The sequence below is a fragment of the Streptococcus cristatus genome (assembly GCF_001578775.1).
In the GTDB taxonomy this organism is placed as follows: domain Bacteria; phylum Bacillota; class Bacilli; order Lactobacillales; family Streptococcaceae; genus Streptococcus; species Streptococcus cristatus_A.
On the sequence record NZ_KQ969062.1, the window covers coordinates 1,723,974 to 1,734,855 of the forward strand.

General features: G+C 41.0%; 11 protein-coding genes. 3 read left to right on the forward strand and 8 right to left on the reverse strand.

The features are described 5' to 3' along the window. Positions 1 to 21: 21 nt before the first annotated feature. The gene (rplA, locus tag SCRDD08_RS08400; RefSeq protein WP_001085675.1) at positions 22 to 711 is read right to left on the reverse strand and encodes a 50S ribosomal protein L1; all 690 of its coding nucleotides are present in this window, start codon (positions 709 to 711) and stop codon (positions 22 to 24) included. A gap of 207 nt (positions 712 to 918) precedes the next feature. Continuing rightward, complete coding sequence (rplK, locus tag SCRDD08_RS08405) at positions 919 to 1,344, reverse strand: 50S ribosomal protein L11 (protein WP_001085808.1); 426 nt, start codon at positions 1,342 to 1,344, stop codon at positions 919 to 921. A gap of 149 nt (positions 1,345 to 1,493) precedes the next feature. On the opposite strand from rplK, the gene SCRDD08_RS08410 reads away from it, so the two are divergent. Next, on the forward strand, positions 1,494 to 1,841 hold the full coding sequence (locus tag SCRDD08_RS08410) for a DUF3397 family protein (protein ID WP_061423219.1): 348 nt from the start codon (positions 1,494 to 1,496) through the stop codon (positions 1,839 to 1,841). 94 nt (positions 1,842 to 1,935) lie between these two features. On the opposite strand, the gene gloA2 is transcribed toward SCRDD08_RS08410, so the two are convergent. The 3 genes from gloA2 to SCRDD08_RS11105 form a co-directional block, all read right to left on the reverse strand. Then, positions 1,936 to 2,322: an SMU1112c/YaeR family gloxylase I-like metalloprotein gene (gene gloA2 / locus SCRDD08_RS08415; protein WP_061423220.1), complete on the reverse strand. Its 387-nt coding sequence runs from the start codon at positions 2,320 to 2,322 to the stop codon at positions 1,936 to 1,938. Between the two features lie 94 nt (positions 2,323 to 2,416). Continuing rightward, positions 2,417 to 4,720 carry a DNA translocase FtsK gene (locus tag SCRDD08_RS08420; protein WP_061423291.1) on the reverse strand — a complete coding sequence of 768 codons (2,304 nt, stop codon included), beginning with the start codon at positions 4,718 to 4,720 and terminating at the stop codon, positions 2,417 to 2,419. A gap of 71 nt (positions 4,721 to 4,791) precedes the next feature. Beyond that, positions 4,792 to 4,941, reverse strand: coding sequence for a PspC domain-containing protein (locus tag SCRDD08_RS11105; RefSeq protein ID WP_081104277.1), 150 nt, complete (start codon positions 4,939 to 4,941; stop codon positions 4,792 to 4,794). A 545-nt stretch (positions 4,942 to 5,486) separates the two neighbouring features. On the opposite strand from SCRDD08_RS11105, the gene SCRDD08_RS08425 reads away from it, so the two are divergent. Both SCRDD08_RS08425 and SCRDD08_RS08430 read left to right on the forward strand, forming a co-directional pair. Then, positions 5,487 to 5,906, forward strand: a complete 420-nt coding sequence (locus tag SCRDD08_RS08425; RefSeq protein ID WP_061423221.1) for an NUDIX hydrolase — start codon at positions 5,487 to 5,489, stop codon at positions 5,904 to 5,906. A 55-nt stretch (positions 5,907 to 5,961) separates the two neighbouring features. After that, positions 5,962 to 6,756, forward strand: coding sequence for a peptidylprolyl isomerase (locus tag SCRDD08_RS08430; RefSeq protein ID WP_061423222.1), 795 nt, complete (start codon positions 5,962 to 5,964; stop codon positions 6,754 to 6,756). A 198-nt stretch (positions 6,757 to 6,954) separates the two neighbouring features. On the opposite strand, the gene ldcB is transcribed toward SCRDD08_RS08430, so the two are convergent. The 3 genes from ldcB to SCRDD08_RS08445 are packed head-to-tail and all read right to left on the reverse strand — an operon-like array spanning position 6,955 to position 10,611. Then, positions 6,955 to 7,737, reverse strand: a complete 783-nt coding sequence (gene ldcB, locus SCRDD08_RS08435; RefSeq protein WP_061423223.1) for an LD-carboxypeptidase LdcB/DacB — start codon at positions 7,735 to 7,737, stop codon at positions 6,955 to 6,957. 9 nt (positions 7,738 to 7,746) lie between these two features. Beyond that, positions 7,747 to 9,462: a TcaA second domain-containing protein gene (locus tag SCRDD08_RS08440; RefSeq protein ID WP_061423224.1), complete on the reverse strand. Its 1,716-nt coding sequence runs from the start codon at positions 9,460 to 9,462 to the stop codon at positions 7,747 to 7,749. Between the two features lie 18 nt (positions 9,463 to 9,480). Beyond that, positions 9,481 to 10,611, reverse strand: coding sequence for a DUF6574 domain-containing protein (locus tag SCRDD08_RS08445; RefSeq protein ID WP_061423225.1), 1,131 nt, complete (start codon positions 10,609 to 10,611; stop codon positions 9,481 to 9,483). Positions 10,612 to 10,882 lie beyond the last annotated feature (271 nt).

The window sequence follows — 10,882 nt, forward strand, 5'->3', positions numbered from 1 at the left end:
TAGGTAGCTCAAGTTCTATTCTTAAAGTGAGTTCACGTCAACCTTGATACCAACACCTTGAGTAGTTGTGATAGTCAAGTTTGTTACGTAAGTTCCTTTAGCTGTAGCTGGTTTTGCTTTTTGGATTGTTTCGTTGAATGCTTTGAAGTTTTCAACCAATTTTTCAGCTTCAAATGATACTTTACCGATGATTGCTTGAACATTACCTGCACGGTCAGCACGGTAAGTGATCTTACCACCTTTAGACTCTTCAACTGCTTTAGCAACATCCATTGTTACAGTACCAGTTTTAGGGTTTGGCATCAAGTTACGTGGTCCAAGGACACGTCCAAGACGTCCAACAAGAGCCATCATGTCAGGTGTAGCGATAACTACATCAAAGTCCAACCAACCGTCGTTAATTTTCGCAACGAGGTCATCTTCACCAACGAAGTCTGCACCAGCAGCTTTTGCTTCTTCAGCTTTTGCACCACGTGCGAAAACAAGAACGCGTGAAGTTTTACCAGTACCGTTTGGCAATACCATTGCGCCACGGATTTGTTGGTCAGCTTTTTTAACGTCGATATTCAAGTTGTAAGCAACCTCTACAGTTGCGTCAAATTTTGCAAAGTTAGTTTCTTTTGCAAGTGCTACAGCTTCTTCTACACTGTATGCTTTTGTGCTGTCGATTTTCTCAAGAGCAGCACGAAGTTGTTTGCTTTTTTTAGCCATTTTCTATTCTCCTTGTAAGTGGTTCAATCGATTTTCATCTCCCACGTCACTCCTCGAAATGATGAAGTCTTGCGGGTTATCAGTCTATTATTTTTCTTTTCCTACTTCGTTAAGTTCCTTTGCTGTACCTAAGTACAAGCCTCAGTCACTTGCCTAGTATGAAAAGTAACTAATAGACTGCTGTGAGATTTTCTACTGTGTTATTGATTAGTCAACAACAGTGAATCCCATAGAACGAGCAGTACCTTCGATCATACGCATTGCAGACTCAATGTTTGCTGCGTTCAAATCTGGCATCTTAGTTTCTGCAATTTCTTGTACTTGTGCACGAGTAACTGTAGCAACTTTCGTTTTGTTAGGTGTACCTGATCCTTTTTCAACACCTGCAGCTTTTTTCAAAAGAACAGCAGCTGGTGGTGTTTTTGTAACGAAAGTAAATGATTTGTCTTCATATACTGAGATAACAACTGGAATGATCATACCAGCTTGGTCAGCTGTACGAGCGTTGAACTCTTTTGTGAATCCCATGATGTTGATACCAGCTTGACCAAGAGCAGGTCCAACTGGTGGAGCTGGAGTAGCTTTACCAGCAGGGATTTGCAATTTTACAAGTTTTTCGACTTTTTTAGCCATTTTTAAATCCTCCTTTGTGGTTTTGGCGGTAATTAGAGATTTTTACCTCCCACAAGTATGCTTTTTGCATACTTTTCTATTATACACTAATCTTTTCAAAATGCAAGAAAAATTCTTATATTTTCTCATTTTTATGGTAAAATGGTTACATGTTATTATTAAAAATTGCTTCTGTATTATTTATTTTTTTAACACTTATCTTATCGATTATCGCGGTGAAGGTCTTCAGGCTAAGAAAATTTGGCTTGAATTTTGCAGATTTGGCTTTCCCTTTTTTTGCTATAGAGCTGTATATCATTTCAGACAAGGCCTTCTATCACAGTCTTTTACCCCACCTATTATTAGTATTGTCTGGCCTGTCTATCGGTATCACAGCTTATTTTCTCAGGAAAAAACGGACTTTCTACTATCCCAAGTTCTTTAAATTTTTCTGGCGGGCTGGTTTTATCTTGACCTTCTTTATGTACCTAGCCATGGCCATCGCTCTCTTTTTATAAATGTAAAACACACCCCATCGGTCTGTACTGACCGATGGGGTTTTCGTATGCGGAACTTACAAGTCATGCTTTATATCTTCCGATTCTCTTTCTTTTATTCATGTATTTCTAAAGGCAGACCATCCGGATCAAAGAAGAAAGCCATCTTACGGCCATCAAAGTCATCATAGCGCAGCTCGGTATGGGGAATCTCCAAACGATCAAATTCCGCTAGCGTTTCTTCAACATCTGTCACTCGGAAAGCCAGATGCCGCAACCCAGTATGCTCTGGAGCAGGCAGGGCTGGCCGCTTAGGAGCCTCTTCCTTGATGAAAATTTCCAGCGTCAGATTTCCTTTACGGACATTAAAGAGAATGTCCTTCTTGTCGGGTCGATGGTGCTCATCCAGCATGTCAAAGCCCAGCTTATCCACATAAAAATCCTTAGTCTTGGCATAATCATGACCAATAATCGCAATATGGTGAATGCTATCTAGTTTCATAACTTTTTTCCTTTCATTCTTCAGTAGAGAAAATCTGCTGGCAGATTTGTATTACAGGACATTATTCTTGTTAACCAACTGCTCGGGAAAATGTTTAACTTGTCTGCAACACTTTTCTCGGCTTCGTTCCTTCGGCTGGTCCGATAACGCCTGCTGCTTCCAATTCTTCCATGAGACGAGTGGCCCGATTAAAGCCGACCGAGAGTCGCCGCTGAATCATCGAAGCGCTGGCTTTCTGAGTCTCGATAACCAAGGCCTTGGCTTCCTCAAAGAGAGGATCGCCTTCATCATCGCCCCCGCCAGTATCCAAATCACTTTCAGATACTTCGCCTGGATCAAAACTATCATCATAGTCAGCTTCAGCTTGATTCTTGACAAAAGCTACGATTCGCTCCACATCTTCATCTGAAATGAAGGAGCCCTGCAGACGGACTGGATGATTTTCATCAATCGGCTTAAAGAGCATATCGCCACGTCCCAAAAGCTTTTCCGCTCCATTCTCATCCAGAATGGTCCGACTGTCTGTCCCACTGGAAACAGCAAAGGCAATCCGAGAGGGCACATTAGCCTTAATCAGACCGGAGATAACATCTACAGATGGCCGCTGGGTAGCCAGAATCATGTGAATCCCAGCCGCACGCGCTTTCTGCCCCAGACGAATAATGGCATCTTCCACTTCCTTGCTGGCCACCATCATAAGGTCAGCCAGCTCGTCCACGATGACGACGATTAAAGGCAGGGGCACCTGCTTGTAATCAGATTGAGCATTGTACTCAGCGACCTTAGCATTATAACCAGCAATATTACGAGCACCGACCTTGGAAAAGAGTTCATAGCGGTTTTCCATCTCATCCACGACCTTCTGCAATGCACGGCTAGCCTTGCGAGGATTGGTCACGACGGGGATAAGTAAGTGGGGAATGTCATTATAAACAGACAGCTCTACCATCTTAGGATCCACCATCATAAACTTGACTTCATCCGGTCTGGCTTTCATGAGAATGCTAGCGATAATGCCGTTAACAGCTACTGATTTACCGGATCCAGTAGAACCCGCCACCAAGAGATGAGGCATCTTAGCTAAGTCAAAGGAGCGGACAGAGCCGTTGACAGCCTTCCCAAGTGGGATTTCTAGGAGCTTGCTGGCATCTGTCTTCGACTGTTCCCAAAGTTCTCGGAAAGTCACGGTCGCAATTTCAGAGTTAGGTACCTCAATCCCGACAAGGGATTTTCCAGGAATCGGCGCCTCAATCCGCACATCCTTAGCAGCTAGGGCAAGAGCCAAGTCATCCGCCAGATTGGAGATCCGATTGACCCGAACGCCGACAGCTGGCTTGACTTCGTACTTGGTGACAGAAGGCCCGATTTCAGCTCGCTCGACAGTAACCTTAATCCCAAAGCTAGCAAAGGTTTCTTCCAAAATTTTGATATTCTCTCGGACAATCCTCTTTTCCTTGGACTGATTTTTAGGCTTGTCAGGCGCAAAGAGATTGATGGTCGGTAATTTATAGTCCAGACTTTCTTTAGCTGTAAAATCCACTTCTACATCTGTATCTGCCTCTGCTTCCTCCATTTCCTCGTCGCGGTCAAAGTCCAGGGGCTCATGAGGAGCATACTCTCCCGATTCAGCATAGTCCGCCTCATCAAAGTCCATAGGCAAGTAAGACAAATCCTCAACATCTAAAATCTCCCCCGTTTCAGGATCCACTTCAGCTTCTGCCTGCTCTACCTCAATGGCTTGCATAGCTGCCTGTGCAGCTTTCTCCTCCTGCTCAAGAAAACGAAGCTGACGTTTTTCTTCCTCTTTTTCTCTCCAGTTTTGGAAAGCCAGGCTAAATTTCTCAGCAAGATCATAAAGCGACCATGGACTCATGAGCAGAGCCCCCAACAAAATCAGGAGCAGGCCAATGAAATAGGAGCCGATATTTGAAAAGAGAAAAGAAATCGGAGCATAAAGTGCCGCCCCAATCAACCCGCCACCAGCAAATGAGGTCACTTTAAAGGCCATCAAATCTGTCAGGACTCGCGTAAGCGTTGTAGATAAAACCTGCCCTTTCAAATGTAAAACATGTACAAAATAGGCTTGAAAAATTAAGCTTAGACCTAAGAAAAAGCTGATAAAGCCTGAGATTTTCCCCTCATGTTTGTGCAGCCACTTAAAGAAAAAGAGATAAAACAAGGCAGCCAGAATCGCCACATAGGCCAGACTCCCTACCAGAACCCGAATTAAATTATAGATGGTGACTCCAAAAGCGCCCAGCTTCAAAGCAGCAAACAACAAAGCGATAGCCAAAACAAAGGTGACTATCATCCGTCGAATCGCTTTCTGTCTTTCTAATTCCGCTTTTGTCGGTCGTCTCGTAGTGCGACCGTTTTTTGTATTTTTCTTATTTGCCATAACTTTCATTATACCATATTTTAAGATCTTCTAAACAGAAAACTAGCTGCCTTTTGCAACTAGTTTCTGCCTTATTCTTCTGGCAAAATTACCCAGAAAATGAGGTAGGGAAGAAGTCCGATCCCATAAGCAAAAAAGGAAACTCCCCAGATAACACGGATAATGACCGGATCTATATTAAAATATCGAGCCAAGCCGGAGCAAACTCCCTTCAGATACATTACAAGTTTTTGTTAGATTAAACCAATGATTTTTATCTTATTTTACCATAATTTTTCCTCAAATAATTGTTGGAACTTCACTATCGCCCTCAAAATCTTCAACTTTTTCTTAATTCGGGAAAGGTTTCTGGATACGCCCTAGTATAAAAGGCGAGAGCGGTCTAACCAAGAGAAAGTTGAGGGAAACAACCATTACAAAATTTATTCCCCAAGTTCCCAAATAGCGTTCCACTAACAAGGATACACCCTAATATTTTGCCAGTGCTTATGTTGATCTTTCAAAAAACGAAAGAGCAGATCTTTGACCAATGGTCCCACTAAAAGAACATCTATTAGAAATGCTACTATAAAACCAGATGAACAAGATAGCTTCCTTAAAATTTATAGGCACAAGTGCTCCATTTCTGAAGTATCACATTCATTCTAGCATATATATTTTTTCTAACAGGCAGAGATTTCAAGAAAGTGTTTCTATAGCTCAGATTGGTAATCTCTAGCTATTTTTGCTAGACTATTTAGAAGAAAATATCGGAAAGGAGAATAGTATGCGAGCAGGTGTGATTGTCTACAATCCTTTCTTGGACAAGATTTTGCTCATTCACCGCTGGAAGAATGGACAAGAGTATTTGGTAATTCCCGGTGGGACTATCGAACTTGGAGAAGGACCTCTAGAAGCCGCCTTACGGGAAATGAAAGAAGAAGTCAATCTTAACTTTTCTGCTGACCAGCTGTACACAGCTTTTTCCCTGAACAATCAGGGAAAAGAGGAGTATTATTTTTACACCAGTCTAAGTACGGATGAGACTCCACTCATGCAGGGCGAGGAGCTTGAGCGCAGTAGTCGCCAAAACATTTACCAGCCCGAATGGGTCAGCTTGCAAGAACTTTACAACTACAATCTGCGTCCAGAAAGCCTCAAATCCTTGCTCTTGGAATTTCTGACGCAGGAAAGTTTGAAAAACTAAAGCACTTATAGTAAAATAGCAATAGTTCATAAACTTACGCATAGAAAGGTTATTTATGAAAAAAATCATTCTTTTTAGTCTTTTATCTGCACTTGCTCTGACAGGCTGCTCCACTAAAGAAGATTCTACTACCAAGTCCTCCAGTGCTACTAAGCAGTCTTCTGCTAGCGATACCAGCTCTGAGGCAGCTGAAGCTCAAAAACTCCGTGAACAGTACAAGGATGCTATGACCAATGAAAATGCCAACTTCCCACAACTATCTACAGAAGTTGCCGAAGATGAGGCTGGAGTCAAGATTATCACAACACAAGGAGACATTCGCCTCAAGCTGTTTCCTAAATACGCTCCTTTAGCTGTCGAAAATTTTCTGACACATGCAAAGGAAGGCTATTATAACGGTGTGATTTTCCACCGCGTTATCAATGATTTCATGATTCAGACAGGCGATCCTAAAGGAGATGGCACGGGTGGCGAATCTATTTGGAAAGGCAAGAATGAGTCTATTGACTCAGGAAATGGCTTCAAGAATGAATATTCTCCTTACCTCTACAACTTGCGTGGTGCACTAGCCATGGCCAATGCTGGAAAAGACACCAACGGCAGTCAATTTTTCATCAACCAAAGCAAGAAAGACTTATCCAAACAATTACCGACCGACACCTTCCCAGCTAAAATCATTGAAGCTTACAAAAACGGCGGAAATCCAAGCCTTGACGGTGGCTATACTGTCTTTGGTCAAGTCATTGAAGGTATGGACGTAGTAGACAAAATTGCTGCCACAGAAACTGGCGATAAAGATAAACCCAAAACAGATATTAAAATCGAAAAGATTGAAATTATAAAAGAATAGGAAAAAGTCAACTCGAGTTCTCTCATCTTATGAGTTAGGTCTTAGTGCCAATAAAACAAAAAACCAGTCCCCAAAAAACGAGGACTGGTTTTACTATGCATTTTTCTAATCATCCAGCAGTTCAACTCCACTTTTAAAGTGAGATATGTAGCTTCTAACTTTTGAGAATAAGGTAGATGCTGAGTCTGCAATTAGATTTTACTGGGCATAATTACCACCTGTAAAATGATAATACTCTTCCAGTGTGAGACCAGATTCGGAAATTTCCTTGGCCTCTTTTCCTACATAGCGTAAATGCCAACTTTCAGGCACATAGCCAGTAGACCCCTCCTTGCCAACAGGATAGCGTACTACAAAACCATATTTATAGGCATTGTCCAAGAGCCACTGACTAGCTCCAGCTTCTTCAACCAGATTGCCGCTACTATCAATCAGATCAAATGCTAAACCAGTTTGGTGCTCGCTGTAGCCTGGTCTTGCCGAATAACGATCAGCCGCAGCTTGTCCATCTCGATTCACATAACTTTGATAAAGGTCTACCTGAGTTTGATAGCTACGAAAACCGCTATATTGGTTGCTGATAGGATAACCTTTGGACTGCATATCTGCGATTAACTTAAGTAGTTCTGCTTTAGCAGTCGGATCCTCACCTGGATTGTAATCAGCTGATAATGGATAGTGTTTATTGGCGATGACTATTTCGTCATATTTCCCTTGAACGCTATAATAGCTTCCATTGTAAGAAACATTTTTATCAACAGTTACGTCCTGTTTCTGCTCCTTCTTAGACTCCGCACTATCCGATTCACTCCTTGTATCTTGGCTAGATGACCGGTCTTTTTCAGCCTCTTTTTTTTCAACAGATACCTTTGAGCTACTTGCCTGCTTGTTTGTACTACTTTCAGTCTTGTCTTTGGCTGCTGAACAAGCACTTAAAACCAAGACTGACATTGCTAGAAAAATAAGTTTATTATATTTCATTGTATTCCACTAACTTTCTGAAACTTCAATATTGTAGATTGCAAAGGAATTTCCGGTCGGCTTCAAATAGTAAGTTTTATTTTTTCGATTGACACTATTTGGAGTACTATCAATATAGTGAACTGTATAGTCTTCATAAGTCGTCACAATATAGGAGCCGTTCTCCTCTCTCACTTCACGGATATCCAAAGCTCCTGGATCGTAATAATCAATTTTCGCCTTCTTGACACCACCACCTGTAGTCCACTCAACCATTTCCTTGTATGCTGGACTAGAAGTATCATAATATTGAGCATAATAATTAGAACGATTAGAGACCGATCTGAAAACAGCCGTGCGATATTCACTAAGGAAATTGGTAATTTTTGCCTTGTTAGCTTCTACCTTTTTAGCTTCTTCGTCCTTTTCTTTGATCTTATCTGTCACTTCTTTAGGTAAAGATAAAGCAACATCAAGCGTGTCTCCCTTGACAACAATACTTTCCTTGTTGGTTACAAAAGTGTTATCAGCAACAACAAACTTAGCATAGACTTCCAGTTCTTGATGTGGTACGACTTGAATATCTGTTTCCAAGCTACTACCAATTTCCTTGCCATTTACAACAATTTTAAGGTCTGTTGCATTTGAAGCTTCTGCTGGCATAGTAACCTTCAATCGTTTCTTTTCAGACTTAAGATCCAATTTAATTTCATTATTCTTAGCAGTGGCTAAATCAAGCTGAATCTTACTCTCAATCTCTCCAACTTCCGTCTTACCTTTCAGGGTAAATTCCTGCTTGATAAAATGATATTTGCCAATATTCGTCTCAGCATTCTTACTCAAAGGAAGGCTTTTCTTATCTCCTGCTTTAATGCTCACATTGTCTAAGTTCGTGTTAACCTTCACCTCTACTGGATAGGCCACTATTTGATATTCCTGAAAAATACCAAATTTCTTGCTTTTTTCAGTTACACCTAAAAGTTTATTCTGATTGTCATCAATATAGGCTGATTTCCCCTTTGACTTAGCAATGTTGTCCAACTCGGTCTCAATATTGATTTCTTGACTCTCTAAGTGCTCGACCAAAGCCCTCGCATCTGCACGTGTCCACTTATCTGAGTTAGAAGAAAGTAGGTTTGCGATTCCATCATAATCCTTTTTAGTAACCGCTTTTGCAAAATCATCCGTAACAACTTTAACACCTGTCACTGAGCTCAAATAAAGAAAGGCTGCCACCAAAACAAAAAGTAGAATAAGAGGAAAAGCAATCATCACGACCTTCTTCTTCGACCTTCTTTTTTGTATTGGTTTTTGAGGAAATTCCGATTCCAGTAATTCAGAGCGAATAGGTAGATTAAGAAAACCTTGATTTCTAGCTTCTAAAAATTCCTCTTTAGTCGGCTTTCTACCAATATTCATCTCGAAAGCTTGCAGCCAACTCTCCCGTTGCTCTTGGTATTGATCCGATTCTGAAAACTCTTGCTTTTCTTCTTTAAGAGGCTCCACAACAGATTCTTCTTTGAAAAACTCTAGGGATGGCTCATCTTGCCCAAAATTTTGTTCCTGAGTCACCGAGCTTTGCTTCTCTTCAGCTGGCCCATCGTTACTTTGTCCTGCTGGAGCCGCAATAGAAATAATCTTTCTGGGATCAAAACCAGAACGTTTTCCTTCTAAAAACTCATCTGCGGTTGGCTTTCTACCAATAACCTGCTCAAAAAGCTCAACCCACTTTTCTTTCGTTGTCATAAATCACCTCCAAGAACCTTACATCATCATAAGACTCATCAGCAATGAGAAAGCGATGAAAGTAAAGATAAATGTAATCACGCCATTGACAATAATTGCCAGTAAATATTTATAAAAAGGATCCATTGACGTGCTAGATTTTGAATAAATCAAAGCAAAGGTTGCTCCGACCCCAATTAACACTAAGCCAATCCATGCTAGAAAGAGGGAAACTGACATAATCCCAAGTAAACTAAATAAGGCAGAAAAAGCCACAAAAGGTAAGACAATCGCATAGAGTCTGCCATACCAGTCAAATGCCTTATTAAAGCTAAAGCTTCCATCCTTATAGACCATGCGTTTTACAGCAAAGCCTCCTAAAATAATGGAGAAAAGAACGAGGGCTGCCGCTATCAGTGAGACCAAGAAAAGTCTAAAATCAAAAGTCGGACCACTGTAAAAGCCAAAACTCACCGAAGAAATAATATTATAAAAATTATAATTCACCACAATAGCCGCAAAGAAAACAGTCAATCCTAGGGAAAGATAGCCATTTAATTTGCTACTTTCAACTTCTGAAGTTGGCGACTTCCAAGCAGAAACAAGCCAAGCCCAGAAACCTTTCATTGTTTTAGAAAATTCACTTGGTTGCGCAGACTGTTGCTGACTGTAATATGCCTGTGACCCGTGCTGAAAATTCTGCCCATTAAACTGGCCTTGCGGATTGTTTTGATAGACTTGCTGGTTAAAGCCTTGCGGACCAGAAGATTGAGGCTGAGCAACAAACTGGTTAGGTTGCCCACCATTTGGTTGTTGATAAGGATATCCCTGTTGAGCAAATGATTGTGCTTGATTAGCAAATTGGTTTTGGTTAGGCTGTTGCTGAGGAAGCTCTTGATATTGCTGTCCAGTTGGGTGAGCGAACGGTGCTTGCCCATTCTGTTCCTGAAAAGCATTTTGCAGCTGAGCATAGTATTCACCGTTTGAAGCTCCTCCTTGTGCTCGAACAGAGTCTGATATGATTGAGCCAGTTTCACTTCCAACTTGGTTCGTACTTGTCACCTCAGGTTCCACAAACTCACCAGCTAGCAAAGCTTGAGCAATTTCAGCATCCGTTGCTGAACGACCATTCACAGCTTCAAAATATTCGAGCCAATCTTGCTTTAACATATAAAAATCTCCCATCAATAAATGATTATCCTCATATTAGTATACAAAAAATCTGGTAAAAATTCAATCAAGGCAATAGGCACGCATAAATAGCAAAAAATATGAAGTAAGCCAAATACCTTAATCAAAAAGTAAAAAGACCACATCCTATATGGATACTATCTAATTTACGAAAACTTATAAATTATAGAGACATTATAGAAAAGCAAAAAACCAGAACCCATAAAATATAAAAAACAACAGCATATAGCCGTTGTCTTTTATGAATTAG

Excerpts from the sequence above, each read along its gene's own strand:
- SCRDD08_RS08420 (WP_061423291.1), bottom strand. The coding sequence starts at position 4,720 with ATGGCAAATAAGAAAAATACAAAAAACGGTCGCACTACGAGACGACCG.
- SCRDD08_RS08410 (WP_061423219.1), top strand. The coding sequence starts at position 1,494 with ATGTTATTATTAAAAATTGCTTCTGTATTATTTATTTTTTTAACACTT.
- SCRDD08_RS08445 (WP_061423225.1), bottom strand. The coding sequence starts at position 10,611 with ATGTTAAAGCAAGATTGGCTCGAATATTTTGAAGCTGTGAATGGTCGT.
- SCRDD08_RS08440 (WP_061423224.1), bottom strand. The coding sequence starts at position 9,462 with ATGACAACGAAAGAAAAGTGGGTTGAGCTTTTTGAGCAGGTTATTGGT.
- gloA2 (WP_061423220.1), bottom strand. The coding sequence starts at position 2,322 with ATGAAACTAGATAGCATTCACCATATTGCGATTATTGGTCATGATTAT.
- ldcB (WP_061423223.1), bottom strand. The coding sequence starts at position 7,737 with ATGAAATATAATAAACTTATTTTTCTAGCAATGTCAGTCTTGGTTTTA.
- rplK (WP_001085808.1), bottom strand. The coding sequence starts at position 1,344 with ATGGCTAAAAAAGTCGAAAAACTTGTAAAATTGCAAATCCCTGCTGGT.
- SCRDD08_RS08430 (WP_061423222.1), top strand. The coding sequence starts at position 5,962 with ATGAAAAAAATCATTCTTTTTAGTCTTTTATCTGCACTTGCTCTGACA.
- SCRDD08_RS08425 (WP_061423221.1), top strand. The coding sequence starts at position 5,487 with ATGCGAGCAGGTGTGATTGTCTACAATCCTTTCTTGGACAAGATTTTG.
- SCRDD08_RS11105 (WP_081104277.1), bottom strand. The coding sequence starts at position 4,941 with ATGTATCTGAAGGGAGTTTGCTCCGGCTTGGCTCGATATTTTAATATA.
- rplA (WP_001085675.1), bottom strand. The coding sequence starts at position 711 with ATGGCTAAAAAAAGCAAACAACTTCGTGCTGCTCTTGAGAAAATCGAC.